The following is a 24,449-nucleotide window of genomic DNA, read 5'->3' as shown; positions in this document are numbered from 1 at the left end:
CCGCACCGTGCTACCGCGCGGTCGCTGTCAGACGCCCGCGCCCAGCATCGAGTTGATGCGCTGCGGGTCACCGCAGACGATCAGCAGGGTGCTCGCGCGGGTGAGCGCCGTCGGCAGTGCCGCGACCGCGGTCTCTTCGTCGCCGCCGTTGACGGCGACGACGACCACGGGCCGGGCCGAGGCACGGGTCAGCGCGGCGGCGTCGGCATAGAAGACGTCGTCGCCCGCGTCGTGCTGGGCCCAGTAGGCGGTCTCTCCGAAGGACAGCTCGTGCGTGGCCCACGGGTGGGGGTCGCCGGTGGTGATCACCAGGACTTCACCCGGGGCACGCCCGGTGTCGAGAAGAAGGTCGACGGCCTCCTCGGCCGCGTCCAGCGCGCCCTCGGCCGAAGCCGGGATCAGCTGGATCTGCGGAACCGAATCCACCGTGGCGGTGGCACCACCGACGGCAGCTCCGGAAGGAGCGGGGCCCGTGGTGGAGGGGCCGGGGGCAGCCGGGGCGGAAGGCCCGGGCTTGACTGCCGCATCGAGCGGCGTTCGCTGCGCGGGCGGCATCGGCCGGGCAGGACCCGGACGGCCGGGGCGCGGCGGAGCCGCGGGACGCGGGCCGGGTACGGGGCGGGGGGTCGGCGCGGTGCGGCCACTGGCCTGCGTGGCGCGGGGACCCTGGGCACTCTCGTGAATCTGAGGCTCCTCGGGAATGAGAGGCATGACGTGTTGTCTATCAAACGCCGACGCGACTCGCGTCGGCGGGTGGCACATGAGTGCGATCGGAAGTGCGGGAAAAGCGTCAGAACTCAAAGCCGAGCTGACCCTCGATTTCCGGAACATTTCCGTCCGCCCAGCTGCGGGCCTTCTTGAGGTGCCGCCACTGGGGCAGCGCATCAAGATACGCCCACGTGAGCCGGTGGTACGGGGTGGGCCCCCGCTCCGCCAGCGCGGCCTTGTGCACCGGCGACGGATAACCGGCGTTGGCCGCAAAACCGAAGTCTGCATGTTCGATGCCCAGTTCGGCCATCATTTTGTCGCGCCGGACTTTCGCGATCACGGAAGCCGCGGCGACGGCCACACAGGACTGATCCCCCTTGATCACCGTACGGACCTGCCAGGGAGCGCCGAGGTAGTTGTGCTTTCCGTCGAGGATGACCGCGTCCGGGCGGACCGGCAGCCCCTCCAGAGCACGTACCGCGGCGAGCCGCAGCGCGGCCGTCATCCCCAGCTCGTCGATCTCCTCGTGCGAGGCGTGGCCGAGGGCGTGCGCCGTGACCCAGCTCTCCAGCTCCAGCGCGAGCGTGGTGCGCCGCTTGGGGCTGATCAGCTTGGAGTCGGTGAGCCCTTCGGGCGGCCGGCGCAGTCCCGTGATCGCCGCGCAAACGGTGACCGGGCCCGCCCACGCGCCGCGCCCGACCTCGTCGACACCGGCGACGAGCTTCGCTCCGGTGGTGGCGCGCAGGGAGCGCTCGACGGTGTGGGTGGGTGGTTCGTACGGCATGGCGTCCATCAGCCTACGCCGCCCGTGAGGGCCCGCGACACCCAGGCACCCCATGACGGCTCACCGGCCCCGAGGCGACCTCGGAGCCGAGCCCGAAGCGGGCCTCGGGACCGACCTTTCACGGACGCAGCAACGGCACCATCACCTGGTCGATGAGGGCCTCGAACTCCTCGTCCCGCCATTCGCTCCCGCACACCTTGGTGCGGTACATGAACATCGCCGGAATCACATCGCACACGTAGGCCTCCGTCCCGCCGGAACGGACCTCTCCGCGCTCGACCCCGCGGCTCAGGACCTCCTTGATCAATTTCACGCTCGGCTCGATGACGCCTTCGAAGATCACGTCACGGAAGCGCTCGGCCGTCGTCGCGTCGCACTCGTGAAGCACCGCACGCAAGGCGAACCCGGGCCGCGAGAACATCGTCACCCGCATCTGCCTGCACAGCTGCAACAGGTCTTCCCGGACGCTGCCGAGATCCGGGGCACTGTCGAGGCGCGGCAGCCCGGCACGCAGCGCCTGCACGACGAGGTCCTCCTTGGACGGCCAGCGCCGGTACACGGCGGCCTTGCCGGTCTGCGCGCCCGCGGCGACCCCCTCCATCGTCAGTCCGCTCCAGCCGACCGTACTGAGCTGATCGAGGGCGGCATCGAGGATCGCCCGCTCCAGGACCGACCCCCGGCGGCGCGGGGAAACCGTCCGGGCGGGAACGGCCGTCCAGCGCGAAGTAGCCATCTTCTTCTCTCCGTTGGGCGGGCAGGCGGGACCGGGAACAAAGGTGAGTGAACGCTTGCGTTCACTCAAGTGGAGTCACTACCGTCGTAGTGAACAGTGAACGGGACCGTTCACTAAGGAACTTGCAGGGGATCATGACAACGACCTCTCAGCTGACAAAAGACCACAAGCCCGGGGCCGCCCGCCGAGAGGGGCACCCCGGCCTGGCACTCAGCGTCATCGCGGCCTGCCAACTCATGGTGGTCCTCGACGCGACGATTGTGAATATCGCCCTTCCGCACATCCAGGGCGCCCTCAACTTCTCGACTACCGACCTCACTTGGGTCGTCAGCGCGTACACCCTCACCTTCGGCGGGCTGCTGCTGCTCGGCGGCCGCGCCGGGGACATCCTGGGACGCCGTCGCGTCTTCATGGCGGGCATCCTCCTCTTCACCCTCGCCTCGCTCCTGGGCGGATTCGCCCAGGAGCCCTGGCAGTTGCTGGCCGCGCGGGCCCTGCAGGGCGTCGGCGGCGCGATAGCCTCGCCCACCTCGCTGGCGCTCATCACGACGACCTTCCCCGAAGGACCCGAACGGAACCGCGCCTTCGGCGTCTTCGCCGCCGTCTCCGCAGGTGGCGGTGCCATCGGCCTGCTGGCGGGCGGCATGCTCACCGAGTGGCTCGACTGGCGCTGGGTCCTCTTCGTGAACGTGCCGATCGGCGTCCTGATCGCCGTCCTCACCCCGCTCTACATCAACGAATCCGAACGCCACCCCGGCCGCTTCGACCTCATGGGCGCCCTGACATCGACCCTCGGCATGGCGTCCCTGGTCTACGGATTCATCCGCTCCGCCGAGGAGGGCTGGCGCGACAGCATCACGCTGGGGTCCTTCGGCGCGGCGGTCGTCCTGCTCGCGGCCTTCGTATTCGTCGAGATGCGGGCGAAGGAACCGATCACTCCGCTGCGGATGTTCGCCGACCGCAACCGCTCGGGCACGTACGTGATCATGCTGAGCCTGTCGGCGGCGATGTTCGGCATGTTCTTCTTCATCGTTCTCTTCGTGCAGAACATCCTGGACTACACACCGATCGAGGCCGGCCTGGCCTTCCTGCCGGTCACCGTCGTCATCGCGCTCGGCGCGGCACTGTCGCAGAAGTTCCTTCCCGTGCTCGGCCCCAAGCCGTTCATGGTGACGGGCTCGATCATCGTCGCGCTGGGGCTCGGCTGGCAGACACTGCTCGGCCCGGACAGCTCCTACCTCGGCGGAGTGCTCGGCCCGATGCTCCTCTTCGGCTTCGGCATGGGGCTGAACTTCGTGACGCTGACGCTGACGGCGGTCTCCGGGGTGGCCCTCCACGAAGCGGGCGCGGCCTCCGGCCTGCTCAACACCACACAGCAGGTGGGCGGTTCGCTCGGCCTCTCCATCCTCACCACGGTCTTCGGCACGGCCAGCCGTGAGGAGGGCAAGGAACAGCTGACGGACTTCATGGCCCACGCCACACCGGAACAGAAGGCCGAGTTCGCCAAGACCCACCAGCTTCCCGCACCCTGGGGCCACGAGGTGCTGTCCCAGGGCATCTCAACCGCCTTCATTCCGGCCGTCGCCATGGCCGTCCTCGCCCTGGCCACCGCCGCGCTGGTGATCCGCGTACGCAAGAGCGACCTGGACGCACTGGCCGGCACGGCGAGCGCGGCGGGCCCGTCGGCCGGCTGACCTCCCGGGGTGCCGTGTCATCGGTACGACGAGTACGCGTCGTCGCCGCTCTCGCCACAGGCCGTGGCGTCCACGGTCTGTGACGAGAGCGGGCGCTTCTCGATGATCCGCCGCGCCCGGGACTCCCCCAGGCTGGTCGCGTACCACGGGCCGTGCTCGCTGCCGAGTTCGTCGGCGATGTCCTTGAGCGCGCACGAGCGCTGCGGCTCCGGCAGCTTGTCCAGGGCCGGCACCGCGTCGGCCGACAACTGCCGCGTGTAGTCGAAAGCGCGCACGAGCGCTGCGGCTCCGGCAGCTTGTCCAGGGCCGGCACCGCGTCGGCCGACAACTGCCGCGTGTAGTCGAAGTCGAACTTTCCGGTCTCCTCGTAACGCTGCACATTGCGCTCGGCGATCAGTGCGTCGGGCGACAGCAGCCCGAACGCCAGCACACCGGCCGCCGTACTCGCGGCGACAGCACGCGGCAGCCACCGGGCACCCCAGACACCGGCGGCCATGATCAAAAGTACGATCACGCCCAGCCAGAGCTCCACGGCGACGACCGAGATCCGCAGCCTGGTCAGCCCGTACGCCTCCACGTACATGTCCATCCGCCGCACCGCCGACGCCACCACGACAAGCGTCATCACGCAGAGGGTGCCGAGCACCCCGCGCACCAACGTCCGGTCCCCGGTCCCGTCGCGGGGAGCCCAGCGCAGGGCGAACACGATGACCAGCAATGTGAGCAGAGTGGCGAGAAGCAACTGCCAGAACCCCTGCCGCGCATAGTCGGAGTACGAGAGCCCCGTCTTGTCGAGGACAGCGTCGTAACCGCCGAAGAGCACGGCCAGTTGGACCGCGTTGAACGCCGCGAACAGCACATTCAGCACGATCAGCGGCAGCGCCCACTCGACCCGCCCCCGGGCCCGGCCCGGCTTCACCACCAGCCTGTCCCAGCGCACGGGCGAAGCGGCCGCCCGCGCCACGGCGAGGGCTCCTGCCACCCCCAAGATCAGGAGCAACACGCGCCACGGACTCCCGGCGAGCGAGGCATCGGGCATCAACTCCCCCAGCAGGTCCGCGAAGGCCGCATCCGCCCCGGCGAACAACGCCCCGAAAACGAGCACCAGCACAACCGCCACCGCGACCGCACGCAGCACGGGTGCCGCCCCGCGCGCCCCGCCCGCCCGCTCACGCACCCCGCGCCAGCCCCAGCGGAGACCGGCGAAGAGCGCCTCGAACACACCGAGCGGGCTCAGGAGTACGCCGACCCAGGTCCGACAACCGTGCAACGCCAGCGAACCGAGCCCGAACGCCGAGACCACCGCCAGAAACGACGGCCACCCCGCATCACGCAAAGCCGGCACGACCAACAGCACCAGCCCTCCCACCGCCCACACCAACGACCACGAGCGAGAGCGTCGGCCACCCCTCTCAGCGGCGAAACAGGCAGCGAGCGCCGCCGGGACGGCCACGATCAGCAGATTCAGCGCCAGACCGTCACCGAGAAGCAGCATGCTCAACAGCCCGGTGGCCAGCACCGCACAGAGCGTCGCCGTACGCACCGCGCCAGGCGGATCCCCCCGCAGATCAGCAAGGAGCGGCACCGGCCCCGGCTCCGGCCCAGAGGCAGGTCCAGAGGCAGGTCGCTCCGGAGGCTCATCTGATGTGTCACCTCTGGCTGATGAATCGGACACGGGACCCCTCCCCGGCCGACCCTGTGCAGCACGCAGCACCCCCAGGTACCCCCCCAGGTAGCCGCAGGACCGCGAGGACCGGCGTCTCGTCAACGCACTCGAGCCAAGATCAACTTACGGCCCGCCCCAGCGTAGCCGCACCCCCACTCTCAGCCTCCGGCCGATATACGCCTGTGTCATGAACATGACGGTGAGCCTTTTCGCCTCGGGTTCTGGGCACGTCCGGGTGGGGCGGGGTGGTGGTGTTGGTGGGGGTGGGAGGAGGGGGCAGAGTCCCGCCAGCCAGCTGTGCCCCCTCCGAAACAGCTCAGGCGTCAGACCACGCCGCAAGGCACCCAGCCGGGCAACGCCTCCGCGCGCTCGAGCCACTCCGTGGGAGGCGCACCTCCCTCACCCGACGCCACCACGCCGCCCACGATGGCGCAGGTCGTGTCCATGTCCCCGCCCACCTGCGCGGTGTCCCATATGGCCCGCTCGTACGCCCCGAGCCCACGAGCCGCGGACCACAACGCGAACGGCACCGTGTCATGGGCAGTGGTCCGACGGCCGCACCCCAGGACCGCCGCGACCGTCCCGGCGTCGCCGTAGTCGAGCATGTCCCGCGCCCGGCGCAGCCCCGCCCCTACCGCGCTGCGCGGCACCAGCTCGATCACGCCGTCAAGCAACTTCTGCGGCGTCGGCGCCCCCGCGGGGTCGGCCACGAGCGCCGCGGCCGCTGCCACCGCCATGGCCCCCACGACTGCTTCACGATGCTGATGCGTGGGGTACGCCGAGATCTCCGCCTGGTGCGTCGCCTGCTCCGGGTCGTCCGCATACCAAGCCCCCAGGGGAGCGATCCGCATGGCGGCTCCGTTCCCCCAGGACCCTTGCCCCTTGAAGAGCGCGGAGGCCAGCTCTCGCCAGTCGTCGCCCTCCCGAACCTGCCTGAGCAGCCGGTTCACAGCGGGGCCGTAGCCACGGTCGACGTCATGGTGCTCGGCGAACGACCGGGCGAGTGCGTCCTGGTCGATCCTGCGGTGCTTGATGAGGACGGCCAGTACGGAGCAGGCCATTTCCGTGTCGTCGGTCCACTGCCAGGGGGCGTCGGGCAGTTGTCGGCGCTTGAGCAGTGGGTAGTGCGCGGGCACGAAGAACTGTGAGCCCAGCGCATCCCCCACCGCCAGTCCGCGCAGGCTGGCCAGAGCGCGCTCAAGGCGCCGGTCGGGAGAGGAGTCAGCGGTCATCGCCCTGCCACTCTATCCGGTGACGCCGTACGGCTCGGGTTCCCGCCAGCGTTCGAACGGCCGGTCCAGCGTGTATTTGCCGTCCTCACCGAGCACCAGCATCCTCATCTCTCCGTTGCCCGGATTGGACAGCGACTCGAACTCGGCCACCGACCAGTGGAACCAGCGCATACAGAACAGTCGCATGGTCAGTCCGTGGGTGACCAACAGGACGTTCGGCGGATGATCCGGCGCCTCGAAGCTCCGGTAGAGGCTCTCCAGGAAGGACCCCACTCGGTCGTAGACGTCGGCCCCCGACTCTCCCTGCGCGAAGCGGTAGAAGAAGTGCCCGTATGCGTCGCGGTATGCCTTCTGCAGGCGTACGTCGTCCCTGTCCTGCCAGTTGCCCCAGTCCTGTTCCCGCAGTCTCGGTTCCTCGCGTACGCGCACCAGCTCAGGGTCGAGCCGGAAGGCCTGGAGGGTCTCGTGGGTACGACGGTAGGGCGAGACATACACGCTCACCCGTTCACGGCCCAGCAGGTCTCTCAGGTGTTTTCCCCTGTCTGCCGCTTGTGACCACCCCGTCTCGGTGAGCGCGAGCGCGTGATCGGGTTCGCGCTCGTACACGGTGTCGTCGGCGTTTCCGGCCGACTCGCCGTGCCGGACCAAGAAGATGCGCCGCGGGCGTGCCATACGGAAACCCTAGATCGGGACCCTGGCGGGCTGCTCAGTCGGGTAGCCGTCCGGACTCCATCCGGCGTATTCGGCCCGTGAAACGCCGCCGCAGCAACCGGTCGTGCGAGACGACCACCAGGGCGCCTGTCCACTGGTCGAGGGCCGCTTCCAGTTCCTCGACCAGGCCGAGTGCCAAGTGGTTGGCGGGCTCATCGAGCAGGAGCAGGTCGGCGGGTCTGGCGAGCAGCCGCGCGAGAGCCAGCCTCCGGTGCTGCCCCGCCGACAGGGACCGCGCCGGTATCTGTAGGCCACGAGGTCGGAACAGCCCGTAAGAAAGGAGCAGTTCCCGCTGCTCGTCCTCGGGGAGTCCCAGACCTCTGCCGAACACTTCGAGGACGCGTTCAGTGGGACGTCGTACCGGTATTTCCTGAGCGAGATAGCCGATTCGGCCTCTGCGGACGACGGTGCCCGAATCGGGTTCGAGCACGCCCGCCATGGTCCGCAGCAGAGTGGACTTCCCCGCGCCGTTGCCTCCATGGATCAGCAGTCGTTCGCCGGCCGAGACGGTGAGCGAGTCCACGGCGAGTCGCTCACCCACCCGCACGTCCCGCAAGGTCACCAGAGCCCCTGCGGTCGCGCCCGTCACCGGGCGCGCCGCGAAACCCAGTGGTTCAGGAGGCTTCGGCACGGGCTGTTCCCGCAGCCTTCGGAGTCGCTCCTGTGTGTTCCGCACGCGCCCTGAAACCGAGGCCTGGACGCGTCCGCCGGCCCGGTCGTAGGCCATCTTGTTGTTGTCCTTCATTCCGCGGCCACCGGCGACGGAATGAGCTGTGGTCGCCATGAACTCCTGGAGACGACTCGTCTCCTCGCACCACTGCGCGTACTCCTGTTCCCAGCGCTGCCGGGCGGCTGCCCGTTCCGCTACAAACCCCTGGTACCCACCGCCGTGCCGCACCACAGACCGGCGATCGGCGTCCACTTCCAGGATGGCCGTGGTGACCCGCTCCAGGAACGTACGGTCGTGAGAGACCGCGACCACGGTCCCGCGATGCGCAGGGAGGACGCTCTCCAGCCAGTCCAGCGCGCTCTCGTCCAGGTGATTGGTCGGCTCGTCCAGGAGCATCACTTCGGGTGCCGCCGCGATGAGACAGGCAAGACCGAGCCGGGCCTGTTCGCCGCCGGAGAGGCTGCCCAGGGCCCTGCCCCGGTCGATGTGACCGAGCCCCAGTCCGTGCATCGCCTTGTCCACGCGTGCGTCCGCCTCATAGCCGCCCCGCAATTCGAACGCCGTCAGCAGGTCACCGTATGCACACAGCTCCCGCTCGGTCGCGGAACCGAGACCCTCTTCCAGGCTGCGCAACTGCCCCTCCATCGCGCGCAGCTCGGCCAGTGCGGCGTCGATCGCGTCCGCGACGCAATGGTCCGCCGGAAGGAGGGGAGTCTGCGCGAGAAGCCCGGCCCCCTGCTCGGCGACGGTCACCACCTCACCCTCATCGGGCTGCTCGTCGCCGGACATCAAGTGCAGCAGTGTGGACTTGCCCGCGCCGTTCTCCCCCACGACCCCTATGCGTTCGCCCGGACGGATCGCGAGAGACACCCCGTCGAGCAGCATCCGGCCCCCACGAGCCTTGGTCACGCCATGCAGAGAAATCTGAGTAGGCACGGTCACCCCCGGTTTCACGCCCTGCTGTATCAAATGCAACTGGTGTCGCGTTACGACGAGTGTGGCACGCCGCCGGGGCTAACGCAACACGAGTTGCGGTAAATTAGCCGAGGGTGGATCGCCGAGAAGGATCGAGAGGGGACGAGACGATGGTGGGCAAGCGCGTTGTGGCTGGTCGGAGTGGTGACACACCGGGCCCCGGGCAGCACGGACTCGACGGACCGGAGGGGCCAGAGGGGCCAGAGGGGCCAGAGGGACTGGAGAGGCCAGAGGGGCTGAAGGGGCAGGAAGCGCTCGGCACGGGCGGTCCAAGCGGTGACGCCGATCATCCGCAGCACCGAGCGAGGTCGCAGCAGCACACGCCCCCGCAGCCCGCAGCGGATGAGCCGGCTCCCCCCGCCCCCGGCACCCGCCGCCCCGGCGGCCGCACAGCCCGCACCCGCGCCGCCGTCCGGGACGCCGTGCTGAGCGGCCTCGCCGACCACGGCTACCCCGGGCTCACCGTCGAGTACGTGGCCGACCACTCGGGCGTGCACAAGACCACGTTGTACCGCCGCTGGGGTGGCCTCGAAGGGATGGTCGCCGACGCGCTGGACATGGCGGGCGAGGACACCTGGACGCCGCCGGACACCGGCAGCCTGGAGGGGGACCTGCGTGAGCTCGCTCGCGAGGTGGTCACTTCCTTCTCCGACGACGCGGCTTCCGCGGCGCCGACCGCCTTCGTCGCGGCCGCCTTTCAGTCACAGCGGGCCGCCGACGCCCTGCACTCCTTCTACGCGGAGCGGTTCGCGCGCTGTGAGGCGGTCGTGACCCGTGCGGTGGCACGCGGTGAGGCGTCGCCGGACACTGACGCGCCCGCGCTCGTCCGCGCCGTTTCCGCTCCGCTGCTGCTTCGCGTGTTCATCACACGCGAGCCGATCGACGGGGCGCTCGCCGACCAGTCCGCGGCGGCCGCCATCGCCGCCACCCGCGAGGGCGCGTTCACCCGGCCATGACGGTGCCCGCCGTGCCCATACGGAGCGAGCGCCATGAACAGAGGCTCAGTGCCATCCGCGTCGACCGTGTCGACCGCGTCGAAAGACTGACCGGGGCGATCAGCGGGTTACGGCCACGGCAGCGCAGCCCCAGCCCCAGTCCCAGCCCCGAAACTCAAGCCAGCCCGAACCAGAGATGGCTCGCACCGGGTCACACCGTCCACGAAGGCTCCAACTGCACGATATCTCCTGCGAGCGCGGAGACATCGGCCTCTGTCTGGGCCCGAAGGGATAGACGCTCCACCCGCTCGGCGCGGTACTTGCCGTGTTCGGCTGCCGACTGCCACATGGACAGCACCATGAACTCGTGCCCGGGTGCTTCTCCGAAGAGTCCACGCACCATTCCCGGCGAGCCGGCCATCGCCGGGTTCCAGACCTTCTCCTGCATGAGCGCGAAGTGCTCGACCCGCGCCTCCCTGACCCGGCAGTGCGCGACGCGCAGCACGTCCGCATCCGAGAAGCGCGGCTCGAACCCCGTCTTCACATCGAACCGATGGTCGAAGAGCTTGGCCTGAAGGCGCTTGAAGGTGCCGGACTGCGCCGCCGCGAGGCGGTCGTGCGAGCGGGCCATGAAGGAGTCGTAGAAGGCACGGCTCTCCCAGAAGGTGAAGACATGGGCGACGCCCTGCCGACCCCGGCTCCACCCCCCGCCCTGTCCCCGGAACCCCGGCTCCCCCAAAAGCCCCGCCCACTTTCGCTGTCCCCGTTCGAACCCCCGACGGTCCACCACGGTGCAGCGAGTCCACTTGACCAGCACCGCGCCATCGTACGGCGCGGAGCGCGGGCCGGGTCACGCTCCGGCGTAGTGCACCCGGATCAGCTCTGCCGAGTCATCGGCATCGAGTTCAATACCGAACTCCCGGTCGAGAACGTCCATCAATTCGCCCACAGGAACGCTTCGTTCGTCCGCGGTCCGTCCCGGATACGCCACCGTCAACTGATCGGCCACCAACCTGCGGCGCATCTCGGGAGCCGCCTTCTGCACCACCGGGCGCCGGATGAACGACGACCTGGGATGGGTCGAGGTGTAGTGGTTCATCACTACGTAGTCGACGGGAAGGCGCCGCTCCAGGGTGTACGCGTAGAGGTCGAACCAGCCGTCCGACCCCTCTGTCCGCAGGACCAGAACCCCATCGTCCTCCTGCTCGATCCGGAAACGCCACTCTCCTTGTTGCATTTCCGCCCCGGCGCGCAGCGGGATGGGCTCGAGCAGCCCGTCGGCGCCGAAGCCGGCGTCGCAGTGGAAAGCCTCGCCGTCCACCTCGACCTTCAGAAGCATGTGCGTCACCGCGCGCGTGACGGATGCCCCGGCCCTGACGCGAGCCCCGAGTCCGGTGACGGCGAAGCCGAGGCGTTCGAGGGCGGCGGCGAAAAGCAGGTTCTGTTCATAGCAGTAACCGCCCCTGCGCTTGTGCAGCATCTTCTCCTGCAGTGCGGGCAGGTCCAGCGGGACGGGACGGCCGAGCATCATCTCGAGGTTCTCGAAGGGGATCGCCGCCACATGCTCCTTGTGGAGCGTGCGCAGAGTGTCCAGATCCGGCTTCGTCCCGCCGGTGTGCCCGAGTCTCGCCAAATAGGCGTCGAGATCGAGTTCTTCCCCGTTCCATGTCATGGGTCCATGATCCCCTCGGCCGCGGCACGCGCCAACCCGCGACGCCCGGAGCCGCGTTGTCTCCGCCCCTGAGCAGGGGTGCCATGGCGTTGTCAGGGGTACGCCGTAGCGTGGGTGTCGGACATGCCTGGTGAATCAGCACCGGCCAGGTCACGAGGAGGGGGAAGTCCAGTGGGCAGTGCCAGCAAGGGAATCGAGAAGGTCGAAGTAGGGCTCAAGTGGGATCCGAGCCCGGCCGGGGAGCCGCCCAACGACCTCGACATCATCGCAGCGACGTATGCGGCGGACGCCCCGTACGGCAGCCCCGTGTACCTCGTGCACTTCGACAGCCGCTCCCCCGACGGCACGATCAACCTCAACCGGGACAGCAGGACTGGCCAGGGGTTCGGCTTCGACGAGGTGATGACCCTGGAGCTGGACCGGCTCGCGTCCACGTTGGTACGGGTCGTGGTGGGAGTGGCCATACAGCAGCAGGCGGAGCCGAAGGTGCTCGGCGACATCGCGAACACCGCGGTCCGGATCCGCGAGGGCCACACGGACCTGGCACAGAACGATCTGGCCGGCGTCTCCGGGTACATGGCTTCAACCGTCGCCGAGTTCACCCGGGACGCGTCCGGCGCGTGGTCGTTCCGTGAGGTTCTCCGCGGCTTCGACGCCGATCCGACATCGTTCGCGTCCCTCATGGGCAGTACGGAGTGAATCATCCGTGAGGAAGGTGAGGGTTCCGCCGAAGGGCTGCGCGGAGGCCGTCCCCGGGTAGTCCCGGAGTCTGACTCCCGACCGGTGTGCGGTGGACCGGTCGATGAACGCGGCGAAGGGGACCGGCCCTGAGGCCGGTCCCCTTCGTGACCCGTTGGTCAGCTATCCGTGCGAGCTACCTCGGACGGTAAGTCCGAGGCGGCGCCACCCGGTGTCAGCTGCATCCGCTGGTCGAGCCGCAGCCCTCGCAGATGTAGCAGGAGCCGGCGCGCTGCATCTTCGTACCGCAGGAGAAGCACAGCGGTGCGTCGGCCTGGATACCCAGCTGCATCTCCACCAGCTCGGCGCTGGTGTGCGCCTGCTGCGGGACCTCCTTGACGACCTCGGTCTCCGCCTTCGGCGTGGAGACCGCCTTCAGGGACTCGGTCTGCCGCGGGGCGGACTGTGCCAGGCCCTCGACATCGACCTCGTCCTCCGCCGGCTCGTACGAACCGGTCTCCAGGTGACGCTGACGCTCCTCGGCGGAGTGGATGCCGAGCGCGGAGCGCGTCTCGAAGGGCAGGAAGTCCAGCGCCAGGCGGCGGAAGATGTAGTCGACGATCGACTGCGCCATCCGCACGTCCGGGTCGTCCGTCATGCCGGCCGGCTCGAAGCGCATGTTCGTGAACTTGGAAACGTACGTCTCCAAGGGCACGCCGTACTGCAGACCGACCGAGACGGCGATGGAGAAGGCGTCCATCATGCCCGCGAGGGTCGAACCCTGCTTGGACATCTTCAGGAAGACCTCACCGAGACCGTCGTCCGGGTAGGAATTGGCGGTCATGTAACCCTCGGCGCCACCCACCGTGAAGGAGGTGGTGATGCCGGGACGGCCCTTCGGCAGACGCTTGCGGACCGGGCGGTACTCGACCACCTTCTCGACCGCGGCACGGATCGTGTCCTCGGTCTTCTCGGTGATCTCGGCCTTTGCCTCCTCCTTCTTCTTGGCGGAGAGAGGCTGGCCGACCTTGCAGTTGTCGCGGTAGATGGCGAGCGCCTTGACGCCCATCTTCCACGCCTCGTAGTAGACCTCTTCGACGTCCTCGACGGTGGCCGTCTCGGGGAGGTTGACCGTCTTGGAGAGTGCTCCGGAGATCCACGGCTGGATGGCCGCCATCATCCGGACGTGGCCCATCGCGGAGATGGAACGCTCGCCCATCGCGCAGTCGAAGACCTCGTAGTGCTCGGGCTTCAGGCCGGGGGCATCGATCACATTGCCGTTCTCGGCGATGTGGGCGACGACCGCCTCGATCTGCTCCTCCTGGTAACCCAGGCGACGCAGGGCCTGCGGCACGGTGCCGTTGACGATCTGCATCGAGCCGCCGCCGACGAGCTTCTTGAACTTGACCAGGGCGAGGTCGGGCTCCAGGCCCGTGGTGTCGCAGGACATCGCGAGACCGATGGTGCCGGTCGGGGCGATGACCGACGCCTGGGAGTTACGGAAACCGTTCTTCTCACCGAGGCGGACCACGTCCTGCCAGGCCTCCGTGGCGGCGGCCCAGATCGGCGAGTCCAGGTCGTCCATGCGGACGGCCGAGGCGTTGGCGTCGGCGTGCTGCTTCATGACGCGCTTGTGCGGCGTGGCGTTGCGGGCGTAGCCGTCGTAGGGACCGACGACCGCGGCGAGCTCGGCGGAACGCTTGTACGAGGTGCCCGTCATCAGCGACGTGATGGCGCCGGCGAGGGCGCGGCCGCCGTCGGAGTCGTACGCGTGACCGGTCGCCATCAGGAGGGCGCCGAGGTTGGCGTAGCCGATGCCCAGCTGACGGTAGGCGCGGGTGTTCTCGCCGATCTTCTGGGTCGGGAAGTCCGCGAAGCAGATGGAGATGTCCATCGCGGTGATGACCAGCTCGACGACCTTCGAGAAGCGGTCGGCGTCGAAGGACTGGTTGCCCTTGCCGTCGTCCTTCAGGAACTTCATCAGGTTCAGCGAGGCGAGGTTGCAGGACGTGTTGTCCAGGTGCATGTACTCACTGCACGGGTTCGAGCCGTTGATCCGGCCGGACTCCGGGCAGGTGTGCCAGGCGTTGATGGTGTCGTCGTACTGGATGCCGGGGTCGGCGCAGGCCCAGGCGGCCTCGGCCATCTTGCGGAAGAGCGACTTGGCGTCGACCTCCTCGATGACATCGCCCGTCATGCGGGACGTCAGACCGAACTTGCCGTCCGCCTCGACCGCCTTCATGAACGTGTCGTTCACACGGACCGAGTTGTTGGCGTTCTGGTACTGGACGGACGTGATGTCGTCGCCGCCCAGGTCCATGTCGAAGCCCGCGTCACGCAGGGCGCGGATCTTCTCCTCTTCCTTCACCTTGGTCTCGATGAAGCCTTCGATGTCGGGGTGGTCGACGTCGAGGATGACCATCTTGGCCGCGCGGCGCGTGGCGCCACCGGACTTGATCGTTCCCGCGGAGGCGTCGGCACCACGCATGAAGGAGACGGGACCCGAGGCGTTGCCTCCGGAGGACAGCAGTTCCTTGGAGGAACGGATGCGGGAGAGGTTCAGGCCGGCGCCGGAGCCGCCCTTGAAGATCATGCCCTCTTCCTTGTACCACTCGAGGATCGACTCCATGGAGTCGTCGACGGCCAGGATGAAGCAGGCGGACACCTGCTGGGGCTGGGGCGTTCCGACGTTGAACCAGACCGGCGAGTTGAAGCTGAAGACCTGGTGCAGGAGGGCGTAGGCCAGCTCGTGCTCGAAGATCTCGGCGTCAGCCGGCGAGGCGAAGTAGTTGTAGTCCTCACCGGCCTTGCGGTAGGTCTTCACGATGCGGTCGATCAGCTGCTTGAGGCCGGTCTCACGCTGCGGGGTGCCGACGGCCCCGCGGAAATACTTGCTGGTGACGATGTTGACCGCGTTCACCGACCAGAAGTCGGGGAACTCGACGCCACGCTGCTCGAAATTGACCGAGCCGTCGCGCCAGTTGGTCATGACGACGTCACGGCGCTCCCAGACCACCTCGTCGTACGGATGCACGCCGGGGGTCGTATGGATGCGCTCGATACGCAGACCCTTGTTGGCCTTGGACCCCTTGGCGCGGGAACCTCGTGCCGGGCCGCTCGTCGTCTCGGTCATGCCGCCTCCCTGTATCAGGCTAAAACGCCCTGAAGTGCCACGTTCTTCCCAGTGGCACGGATGTGTGTCTGATGTTGCGGGCATCGCAGAGGACGCCCTCAACAGGTCTGGTTCGCCGCCGGCCGGTCGGTCAGCCGGTCAGTCGGCGGCAGTGGCGGGCACCGGGACTTCGACAGTCCCTCCGGGCCCGCAGTCATTCACGACGCGCTCTCCGTCCGCGTCGCGCGGCTCCGCATCCAGCCGCTGTTCCCTCAGTTCCTCGATGGCCGCCTCGAAGTCCTCGAGCGAGTCGAAGGCCCGGTACACGGACGCGAAGCGCAGGTAGGCGACGAGGTCGAGCTCCTGCAGCGGACCCAGCATGGCAAGGCCCACGTCGTGCGTCGTCAGCTCGGCACTTCCGGTGGCGCGCACCGCTTCTTCGACCCGCTGGCCGAGCAGAGCGAGCGCGTCCTCGGTCACCGGCCGCCCTTGGCACGCCTTGCGGACACCATTGATGACCTTGGTGCGACTGAAGGGCTCGGTCACGCCGCTGCGCTTGACCACCATCAGTGAACACGTCTCCACCGTCGTGAAACGACGGGAGCAGTCGGGGCACTGACGGCGCCTGCGGATCGACGTACCGTCGTCCGTGGTGCGGCTGTCGACGACACGGCTGTCGGGGTGCCTGCAGAAGGGGCAGTGCATGGAACTCCCAACCCTCCTTCACGGCACGACTCGTAAGCCTCAACGGGCCCTGGAGGCCCTCGAAGCAGCCCCAAGCATAGGCGATCCTCGAGGCCCTGAGAGACCAGGGACCACAACTTCTGGGCTGCTATGGCAATCCAACCACTAGATCTGGGGTCCGGCCGGATTTTCGGCACTGCGCGTGTCGCGCCGCATCAAGCGCCACCGAGCAGACACGGCCGTCACTCGCGCCGCTCGGGCGGGGGGCCGGTGCCGGGCCGAAGAGGCCCCGGGTGGCAATATGGGGGCTCGCCGAGGAGCTCTCGGTCCCAGCGGTGAAGCGTACCGTAATGAACCGAATTGCCGTTCGGCCCGAGCGATAGCCATACACCCAAACACATGATCACGGTAGGTAATCTCCGGTTTTTCACTCGAACGTGTGTTTGGCGCAACCTTTCGAAAGGAACTACCGTTGGCTAGCTAGGGAGAGAACATCTCGAGAGGGGCCGACCGACGTGACCACCACCGCAGACAGCGCCAGCATCACCGCCCACGACCGTTCCCAGAGCCGACTCGAGCCGGTGCATGCCATGAATGACGCAGCCACGAACCAGGAGGGGCCCACGCCCACCCGCTCCCTGCCGGGCCGACCTCCAGGCATCCGCGCCGACAGTTCGGGACTCACCGACCGGCAACGCCGCGTGATCGAGGTCATCAGGGACTCCGTGCAGCGACGCGGCTACCCGCCGTCGATGCGGGAGATCGGTCAGGCCGTCGGCCTGTCCAGCACCTCCTCCGTCGCCCATCAACTGATGGCCCTGGAGCGCAAGGGTTTCCTTCGCCGGGACCCGCACCGTCCGCGCGCTTACGAGGTGCGGGGCTCCGACCAGCCGAGCAGCCAGCCGACGGACACCACAGGCAAGCCCGCCGCCTCCTACGTCCCGCTCGTGGGTCGTATCGCGGCCGGTGGCCCGATCCTCGCCGAAGAGTCGGTGGAGGACGTCTTCCCTCTCCCCCGGCAGCTCGTGGGCGACGGCGAGCTCTTCGTCCTGAAGGTCGTCGGCGACTCGATGATCGAGGCCGCGATCTGTGACGGCGACTGGGTGACGGTCCGCCGCCAGCCCGTCGCGGAGAACGGCGACATCGTGGCCGCCATGCTGGACGGCGAAGCGACGGTCAAGCGCTTCAAGCGCGAGGACGGCCACGTCTGGCTGCTCCCGCACAACTCCGCGTACCAGCCGATCCCCGGCGACGAAGCGACGATCCTCGGCAAGGTCGTGGCGGTGCTGCGGCGAGTGTGAGGCTCAGCCCCTGACCGGGCCCCGGAACCAACTGCGCCGGTTCCGGGGCCCTGCTGTGTCCGGCCCCTCCCACCCGCGCGACACCCGGGCCGGGCCCGCGCGGAGGCCCAGCCGAGGCCACCTCTTGCCGAGGCCCAGCCGAGGCCACCTCTTGCCAGGGCTTACGACAGGGCCTACGCGAGTCCCTGGCCCTCGTCGGCAGCCTTCGCCGCGGCATCGATCGCGGCCAGTGAGCGGCGTGCCTGATTGCGGTCCGTCGTGTACCAGAAGTCGGGCAGCGAAGCCCGCAGATAGCTGCCATAGCGCGCGGTGGCCAGGCGAGGATCCAGGACGGCAACCACACCGCGGTCCCCGGACGCCCGTACGAGACGCCCCGCTCCTTGCGCCATCAGCAGGGCCGCATGGGTGGCCGCGACGGCCATGAAGCCATTACCACCGGCCTCGTCCACCGCCTTCTGCCGGGCACTCATCAGCGGATCGTCGGGACGCGGGAACGGGATCTTGTCCATGATCACCAACTGGCAGCTGGTGCCCGGCACATCGACGCCCTGCCACAACGAGAGGGTCCCGAAAAGGCACGTCCGCGAGTCGGCGGCGAAGCCCTTGATCAGCTCACCTAGGGTCTCCTCGCCCTGCAGCAGGATCGGCACGTCCAGCCGCTCCCGCAGCTCCTCCGCCGCACTCTGAGCGGCGCGCATGGAGGAGAACAGGCCGAGCGTGCGGCCGCCGGCCGCTTCAATCAGCTCGGCCAGCTCATCGAGCATGTCGCTGCGGGTGCCCTCGCGTCCCGGACGGGCCAGGTGTTTGGCGACGTACAGAATGCCCTGCTTGCCGTAGTCGAACGGGGAGCCGACATCGAGGCCCTTCCAGACGGGGGCGTCCTCTGACTCAGTGCCCTCCGGAGCCAGGCCGAGCGAGGCACCGACCCCGTTGAAGTCACCGCCGAGCTTGAGCGTCGCGGAGGTGAGGACCACGGAGCGGTCGGAGAAGAGCTTCTCCCGGAGGAGTCCCGACACGGACATGGGGGCCACCCGCAGGGAGGCTCCGAAGCGTTCGTGCCGCTCGTACCAGACGACGTCCCACTCGGAGCCGTTCGTGATGCGCTCCGCCACGTCGTGGATCGACTCCACAGAGGCAAGCGCCTGCTTACGGACCGCGTCCTCCTCCTGGACCGACTTGTCCCGGGTCGAGCCGAGCGCCGAGATGACCGTGCGGGCGGCGTCGCGCAGGGCCATCAGCGCATACCCGAGGTCCTCGGGGATCTCTTCCAGACGGCCCGGCAGGGCCAGCTCCATGAGCCGCTCGAAGCCCTCCGAGGCAGTCTGGAGCTGGTCCGCCGCCTTCTCGTTGACGAGCTTGGCCACCCGGCGCACGGCGCGGCTCACCTGCCCCGGGGTGAGCTCGCCGGTGGCCACGCCAGTGACGCGGGAGACCAGCTCGTGCGCCTCGTCCACGATCAGCACCTCATGCTGGGGCAGGACGGGTGCCCCCTCGATGGCGTCGATGGCGAGCAGCGCGTGGTTCGTCACGACGACGTCGGAGAGCTTGGCGCGCTCGCGGGCCGCCTCGGCGAAGCACTCCGCCCCGTAGGCGCACTTCGAAGCACCCAGACATTCCCTGGAGGAGACGGATACCTGGGACCAGGCACGGTCCGACACACCCGGGGTGAGGTCGTCACGGTCGCCGGTCTCGGTCTCGTCCGCCCAGTCCCGCATCCGCAGAAGGTCCTGGCCCAGCTTGCTGGTGGGAGCGGCCGCCTCGAACTGGTCGAAGAGCCCCTCCTCCTCGTCCTGCGGCATGCCTTCATGGAGTCGGTGCAGGCACAGGTAGTTCGAGCGGCCCTTGAGCATCGCGAACTGAGGGCGGCGGCGCAGCAAAGGATGCAGCGCGTCCACCGTGCGCGGCAGGTCCCGCTCCACGAGCTGGCGCTGCAGGGCGAGGGTGGCCGTCGCGATCACCACGCGCTCTCCGTGTGCCAGGGCCGGCACCAGATAGCCGAGGGATTTACCCGTGCCGGTGCCGGCCTGGACCAGCAGGTGGGAGCCGCCGTCGATCGCCTCGGCGACGGTCTCGGCCATGGACACCTGGCCAGGGCGTTCCGTGCCGCCGACAGCGGTGACGGCGGCGTGCAGGAGCTCGGGGAGGGAGGGCTTTGTCATAGCGCGACCACCCTACGATGCCCCACTGACAATCCCGCGATCAAGGCTGATGGAGGGGGTTGGGGACCGTCCCGTGCACGGCTGCGTGCGGGCGCTGGGGGCGGTCGCGGTAGCCATCGAGATGGAGGCGGTTCCGGTTGAGGCACAGCCGCTCGATCCGCGGTGTGAGCAGGTCGAACATCTCGTACCGCTCCTTCAGCTCCGGGTTGTGTGCCTGGTAGCGAAGAATCTCGGCACGCAACGACGCCCAGAAGTCGGCCTCGGTGACGTCCAGTTGTTCCTCGCACAGCGGCGCAAGGTAGCGGAAGACGCCTACGAAGAGGCCCGAGTGGATGAACTGCGTGAGGAAGCCGGGGGGCTCCGTGAGGAGTACCTCGCGCACGGCCTCGGGCATCGAGTTCTGCTCGGGCAGTGGCACGGCGCTCACATTGACGTCGTCCACGAAGTCCTTCACCGCGAGCCGGACGGGTACGTCCTTGTCGTCGAACACCACGATCGTATTCTCCCCGTGGGGGGAGAACACCGTGCCATAGCGGTACAGGAAGTGCAGTAGCGGCGGCATCAGGGCGGCGAAGAGCCGGCGCAGCCATACCTCGGGAGCCAGCCCCGAGCGTTCCACGAGCTCTGCGACGAAGGCACGGCCGTCGGAGTCGGTGTGCGTGAGCGAGGCGAGGGTGCGGGCGCGTTCACCGGGCGCGAGGTACCGGCCGAGCGGCTCGCGCCAGATCGCGCCGAGCAATTCCCTGTATTGGTACGGAACTTCGGGGAGCCCGTCGTACACCGGATGCTCGACAGCCACTGAAGCCACTTCGCCGAGCAGGATCACCTCGCACTCGTCGCGCAGGAAGGGGTCGGCATTGCGCAACGCGTGCATCCATGCCGTGACCGCGGGCGCGGCGACTGTGCGGCCCGTCGGGAGGCCGCGCCACACCAGGGTGTTGAGGACCGACAGGGGAAGCTTGACGGTGTGCCGGTCGGGCCGGGAGACGTTGAGGAACGTGCGGATGGACTGCTGGGGGAGGCGCAGGTCGCCGTCGCTGCCGAGCGGAACGATGGCATCGGCGGCGACGGACGGTGCGAAGAGCGGCAGCACGATCTCGTCCCACTGCCAGGGGTGCACGGGGAGATAGAGGTACTCACGCGGGTCCAGGCCGCGTGCTCGGAGTAAGTCCGCGAACGATTCCTGGGTCTCGGCGGCGAGCTCGCGGGCGTAGAGCTGTTGGGCGGTGCCCAGCCCCTCGACACCTCGGTACACGGCGAGGCTCGTGTGAACGGCGATCCACGGGAGCGAGGCGGAACGGCGGGCTTCGGGCGCCCATCGGTCGGTGTCGCCCGCGGAGAAGCCGATGCGTCCCTTGTTGAGGACGATCCAAGGGTGGCCGGTCTGGTGCCCTTCGAGTTCCGCGTAACCGAGGTCGGCGAGTCGGGCGGCGCTCAGCGCTGTGTGATCGATCCGCGTGTCGGCGCTCAGAGTGACGGTGAGCTCGCGGATGAGGTGGCCGAGCGTGGCACCGTCGAGGCCCAGGGTCTTTCGGGCCAGGACGAGAAATCGCACGGGGTCGCTGAAGGGGGCAGCAGGCTCTCCGCCCTCGGCGAGGGTCAGCCCGGCCGGGTCCACGTACCAGCTGCCGTACGAGCCTCGGTCGGCACGGAAGGTGAGACAGGTGTCCTGTTCCCCGGACGGATCGGTGGCTCCTTCCGGCTCAGCCTGTTCGAGGCGGAGCCGATAGGTGCCCGGCGCCTCGTCTGCTGCCGGTACCGGCTGGATGACCTCCTCGTACGCGAACTCTCCGATCATCTTGGCCAGCAGGCGACAACCGGCCTCTCGCCATCGGTGCTGGTTCAGCTCGGGCGGGTCGTACAGCTCGGTGGTGGGGAGGGGAATCTGGCCTGCGGACGGATTCGGCACGGGGACTCCTCCGTGTGGGAACCGGATCGGGTCGAGCGGAGTTACTAAGAGTGATGGGGTCAGAGCAGGGCGCGCAGGGCCCGGTCACGGACCATGAGAGCGGCCCGCTTGTCGGGTAGATCCACTTCGGCGGAGAAACGGAAGCCGGCGCTCAGGAATGCGGATACGGAGGGGGTGTTGCGCAGGTCAGGTTCTGCTACGACGCGTGCGCATGCGGGCCGGTGGTCGAGCACCAGGTCGGCGACGGCTCGCAACAACGAAGTGCCGAGGCCACGGCCGCGGTTGGTGACACCACCGATCAGGAGGTGGATTCCGGTGTCATGCGGGCGAGAGGGGTAATGGCGAGCCAGGGGGTCGAGGTCCGCGCGGTAGATCTCCCAGTAGCTCATCGGCTTGCCTTCCAGCACGCCCAAGCAAGGGACGCTGCGTCCATCGCCGTCGATCTGGGAGCGTAGATGGCTCTCCGTGACGCCTTCGGGGCCCGCCAGCTCCCAGAAGGCCGCCACAGCCGGGTCGTTCATCCAGCGGCTGATGAGCGAGAGGTCGCGTTCCAGCCGCACGGGTACGAGTCGGAAGACACCGGCGTCGGTGGTGGCGGGCTCCCATCCTCCGACACCGTCCAATAGATCGTCGGTCGCCACGGCTGCTCGCCCGTCGCCGTCGGCAAGCAGGGCGACGAGCTCGTCGGTCAGGCGCAGGTCGAGGGTGTCCGCACAGTCGGCGCCGCCGGCAGCGGGGTCGGTCCCGGCTTCGGTGCTCGCATCGGTGGGAGTCACGGCGTCGCTCCTGTCAGAAGAGGTGGGTCATGTTCCTCAGGAATGAAGGGGGTTGGAGATGGTGACGTAGACGGACTGGGTATCGACCGGTCCGACAAGCTCGTCGAGACCGCGCAGCCGCGTCAACAGGTTGGCCTTGCACCGCAGTTCGGGAGAGTCGAGCAGTAGCGCGGGCAGTGGGGTGCGCAGCCGGTCCGGCCCCGTCGCGACATCGCTGAGGAAGCGACGGAAAGCAGCCAGCAGCAGCCGTTCGTCCGCGAGCCGTTCGGCGCCGAGCGCTCCGATCAGGCCGAAGACGTTGTTGATGCCGAGGTAGTAGGCGAAGCGCTCGTCCGTCACTTCGTCGGAGACGAATGTGTCGCTGTCGCGGCCGATGCCGGGAAGGCGTCGTTCGAGTTCGGCGCGCCGGGATTCACGGAAGTAGTAGCCCTGGTTGTCGCGGTAACGGCCACCGACGGGCCAGCCTTCCGGGTCGAGCACGAGGAGCGTGTTCTGCTGGTGCGCTTCGAGGGCGACGCCTGCCTCGCTGTCGAGCCAGAGCACGGGTCGTACGACGGTTTCGAGATAGCGCAGGAACCACTCGGTCGCAACAGCGCCTCGCGGGCGCCCTGTGCGTCCGGCGAGCCGGGTGATGGTCTCACCGAGCCGGGAGCGCATCGCGTGACGCTCCTGGCAGGCGGGCAGAGCTGACGGCCGGGGCGAGACGAGTCCGGCGATGCATGTGGCGTCGTCGCCGGGCCCGAAGGGGTTGTGCCGGATCATGACGTCGAGCCCGGGGACGGGCGCGCCGTCGGGACCGGTGACCGCGAGCCAGGCGGGGTCGCGGACCACGTCGAAGCAGGGGTGGGCCGACTGCCACTCTTCGGCGAGGCCGCTGCGCAGCAGGCGGTGGACCTCGACGCCGCGGTGGAGTTCCTTGCGGAGGTTCTCACGACGGGAGTTGGTGATGCGCAGGCCGAGCGAGAGCTTCAGCATGGCGGCCGCGCCGGAGCGGTAGAGGGTGCGTACGGAGGAGGTGGGGTGCCAAGGAGTGCCGTGGGGGCCGAGGTCCTGGAGGAGCCCGGCGTCCAGCAGGTCGGCGGCGGCGGGACGGTGCCGGAGTTCGCGGATCTGCCAGGGGTGCACGGGCAGGGCTGCACGGCCTTCCGGCAGCGGCAGGTCCGGGCCCGCGAGGCGCGCGGTGAGGTGCTCGGCGGGGACGGTGCGTCCGCGTTCGGTCCAGGCCGAGTCGGAGGCGAGTACGGAGCGGTCGACGGCCAGCCAGTGCAGCGCGAAAGCGCCACGCAGCTCCGGTGAGTAGAGGCGGGACTCAGTGTCGGACAGGCCCTCGCGGCTCTTGGGGGTCGGGTGCAGGGGGTGACCGAGGAGCAGGGACTGTTCGGCGGCGAGGAAGAGATCCGGTTCGTCGTCGGGCCGGTCGCGGCGGTCGGCGATGAACTCGGCCGTGCGCCGGACCGAGTCGGCAACCCGGCCGACCAGGTCTGCGCCGTCTACGGGGTCTGCCTCTACGGCCCTGTCGCCGGTACCAGTTGAGCCGGTTGGGAGAGCTGAGGCAGTTGCGTCGCTTGCATCGGTTGTGTCGCCCGGGTCGACCGGGGCGGTCTCCCGGCTGAGCAGCGCGGCGACGGTGACGGCGTCCACGGGCGGGGCACTCGCCGGGCCGTCCTCCAGGTAGGGGAGGCTGAAGCGGTGCCAGCCGGTGGCCGACCAGTAGTGGACAGGGACGAGCAGGGCCGTTCCACTGGCCTGGAGGGGAATGCGCAGGACCCCCCGGTCCGGTGCGGGGAGGTTGTTCTCCCTGACCCAGCAGCGCAGGAGGTTCTCGACGGCGGCGGCCTGCGCGGCGGTATGCGGGTCGGGGTGTTCCAGCAGGTCGGTGGAGGTGCTGCGCAGGCGATCGGCCTCCTGGCCGCCAACCTTCTGCCGGGGGACCGTACCGGACTCCGCCACCAGTGAGGTGTGCGCGCCGCATGCGTCTGGGGCGTGGGGGTGGGGGCGGCCTTCGGATGCGGGGGTGGCGTTCAAGAGGACTTCCTTGTGAGGTTGTTCG

General features: G+C 68.8%; 18 protein-coding genes and 1 pseudogene. 4 read left to right on the top strand and 15 right to left on the bottom strand.

Features of this window, described 5'->3' with window-relative positions; genetic code table 11:
• Nucleotides 1–27 precede the first annotated feature (27 nt).
• The 3 genes from ABZ953_RS31045 to ABZ953_RS31035 form a co-directional block, all read right to left on the bottom strand.
• On the bottom strand, nt 28–711 hold the full coding sequence (locus ABZ953_RS31045) for a hypothetical protein (protein ID WP_361730733.1): 684 nt from the start codon (nt 709–711) through the stop codon (nt 28–30).
• Between the two features lie 79 nt (nt 712–790).
• Nucleotides 791–1,492: a ribonuclease HII gene (locus ABZ953_RS31040; RefSeq protein WP_361730730.1), complete on the bottom strand. Its 702-nt coding sequence runs from the start codon at nt 1,490–1,492 to the stop codon at nt 791–793.
• 118 nt (nt 1,493–1,610) lie between these two features.
• Nucleotides 1,611–2,225 (bottom strand): TetR/AcrR family transcriptional regulator, encoded by a 615-nt coding sequence (locus ABZ953_RS31035; RefSeq protein ID WP_361730727.1) that lies wholly within the window; start codon nt 2,223–2,225, stop codon nt 1,611–1,613.
• Between the two features lie 134 nt (nt 2,226–2,359).
• On the opposite strand from ABZ953_RS31035, the gene ABZ953_RS31030 reads away from it, so the two are divergent.
• Entirely contained in the window at nt 2,360–3,919 is a 1,560-nt protein-coding gene (locus tag ABZ953_RS31030; RefSeq protein WP_361730724.1) for an MFS transporter, read from the top strand.
• Nucleotides 3,920–3,936: 17 nt separating this feature from the next.
• Here the strand turns inward: ABZ953_RS31030 and ABZ953_RS31025 are convergent.
• The 4 genes and pseudogenes from ABZ953_RS31025 to ABZ953_RS31010 form a co-directional block, all read right to left on the bottom strand.
• Nucleotides 3,937–5,486 (bottom strand): annotated as a pseudogene (locus ABZ953_RS31025) (DUF4173 domain-containing protein).
• Between the two features lie 422 nt (nt 5,487–5,908).
• Nucleotides 5,909–6,817 (bottom strand): ADP-ribosylglycohydrolase family protein, encoded by a 909-nt coding sequence (locus ABZ953_RS31020; protein ID WP_361730721.1) that lies wholly within the window; start codon nt 6,815–6,817, stop codon nt 5,909–5,911.
• A 12-nt stretch (nt 6,818–6,829) separates the two neighbouring features.
• A complete protein-coding gene (locus tag ABZ953_RS31015; RefSeq protein ID WP_361730718.1) occupies nt 6,830–7,489 on the bottom strand; it encodes a phosphoglycerate mutase family protein in 660 nt (219 codons plus the stop codon).
• A gap of 34 nt (nt 7,490–7,523) precedes the next feature.
• A complete protein-coding gene (locus ABZ953_RS31010; RefSeq protein ID WP_361730715.1) occupies nt 7,524–9,134 on the bottom strand; it encodes an ABC-F family ATP-binding cassette domain-containing protein in 1,611 nt (536 codons plus the stop codon).
• Between the two features lie 461 nt (nt 9,135–9,595).
• Here ABZ953_RS31010 and ABZ953_RS31005 point away from each other — a divergent pair, with 461 nt between their 5' ends.
• The gene (locus ABZ953_RS31005; RefSeq protein ID WP_361730712.1) at nt 9,596–10,129 is read left to right on the top strand and encodes a TetR/AcrR family transcriptional regulator C-terminal ligand-binding domain-containing protein; all 534 of its coding nucleotides are present in this window, start codon (nt 9,596–9,598) and stop codon (nt 10,127–10,129) included.
• Nucleotides 10,130–10,319: 190 nt separating this feature from the next.
• On the opposite strand, the gene ABZ953_RS31000 is transcribed toward ABZ953_RS31005, so the two are convergent.
• Together ABZ953_RS31000 and ABZ953_RS30995 are read right to left on the bottom strand one after the other, a co-directional pair.
• Nucleotides 10,320–10,925, bottom strand: a complete 606-nt coding sequence (locus ABZ953_RS31000; RefSeq protein WP_361730709.1) for a YdbC family protein — start codon at nt 10,923–10,925, stop codon at nt 10,320–10,322.
• Between the two features lie 33 nt (nt 10,926–10,958).
• Nucleotides 10,959–11,780: an arylamine N-acetyltransferase gene (locus ABZ953_RS30995; protein WP_361730706.1), complete on the bottom strand. Its 822-nt coding sequence runs from the start codon at nt 11,778–11,780 to the stop codon at nt 10,959–10,961.
• 123 nt (nt 11,781–11,903) lie between these two features.
• Here ABZ953_RS30995 and ABZ953_RS30990 point away from each other — a divergent pair, with 123 nt between their 5' ends.
• Nucleotides 11,904–12,479, top strand: a complete 576-nt coding sequence (locus ABZ953_RS30990) for a TerD family protein (RefSeq protein ID WP_361730703.1) — start codon at nt 11,904–11,906, stop codon at nt 12,477–12,479.
• A 214-nt stretch (nt 12,480–12,693) separates the two neighbouring features.
• Here the strand turns inward: ABZ953_RS30990 and ABZ953_RS30985 are convergent, their stop codons facing one another.
• Nucleotides 12,694–15,591, bottom strand: a complete 2,898-nt coding sequence (locus ABZ953_RS30985; protein WP_361730700.1) for a vitamin B12-dependent ribonucleotide reductase — start codon at nt 15,589–15,591, stop codon at nt 12,694–12,696.
• A 138-nt stretch (nt 15,592–15,729) separates the two neighbouring features.
• Nucleotides 15,730–16,275, bottom strand: a complete 546-nt coding sequence (gene nrdR, locus ABZ953_RS30980) for a transcriptional regulator NrdR (RefSeq protein WP_361730698.1) — start codon at nt 16,273–16,275, stop codon at nt 15,730–15,732.
• A gap of 494 nt (nt 16,276–16,769) precedes the next feature.
• On the opposite strand from nrdR, the gene lexA reads away from it, so the two are divergent.
• Nucleotides 16,770–17,555 carry a transcriptional repressor LexA gene (gene lexA, locus ABZ953_RS30975; RefSeq protein ID WP_361730695.1) on the top strand — a complete coding sequence of 262 codons (786 nt, stop codon included), beginning with the start codon at nt 16,770–16,772 and terminating at the stop codon, nt 17,553–17,555.
• A gap of 173 nt (nt 17,556–17,728) precedes the next feature.
• Here the strand turns inward: lexA and ABZ953_RS30970 are convergent, their stop codons facing one another.
• From ABZ953_RS30970 to ABZ953_RS30955, 4 genes are all read right to left on the bottom strand, one after another.
• The gene (locus tag ABZ953_RS30970) at nt 17,729–19,714 is read right to left on the bottom strand and encodes an ATP-dependent DNA helicase (protein WP_361730692.1); all 1,986 of its coding nucleotides are present in this window, start codon (nt 19,712–19,714) and stop codon (nt 17,729–17,731) included.
• A 40-nt stretch (nt 19,715–19,754) separates the two neighbouring features.
• On the bottom strand, nt 19,755–21,578 hold the full coding sequence (locus ABZ953_RS30965; RefSeq protein ID WP_361730825.1) for an IucA/IucC family siderophore biosynthesis protein: 1,824 nt from the start codon (nt 21,576–21,578) through the stop codon (nt 19,755–19,757).
• Between the two features lie 104 nt (nt 21,579–21,682).
• Nucleotides 21,683–22,399: a GNAT family N-acetyltransferase gene (locus ABZ953_RS30960; protein ID WP_361730690.1), complete on the bottom strand. Its 717-nt coding sequence runs from the start codon at nt 22,397–22,399 to the stop codon at nt 21,683–21,685.
• Between the two features lie 36 nt (nt 22,400–22,435).
• Entirely contained in the window at nt 22,436–24,292 is a 1,857-nt protein-coding gene (locus ABZ953_RS30955; RefSeq protein WP_361730822.1) for an IucA/IucC family protein, read from the bottom strand.
• Nucleotides 24,293–24,449 lie beyond the last annotated feature (157 nt).

The organism is Streptomyces sp. NPDC046465 (assembly GCF_040646035.1).
GTDB lineage: Bacteria > Actinomycetota > Actinomycetes > Streptomycetales > Streptomycetaceae > Streptomyces.
The sequence above is the reverse complement of the archived record's forward strand: the minus strand, read 5'-3'. Positions and strand labels throughout refer to the sequence as shown.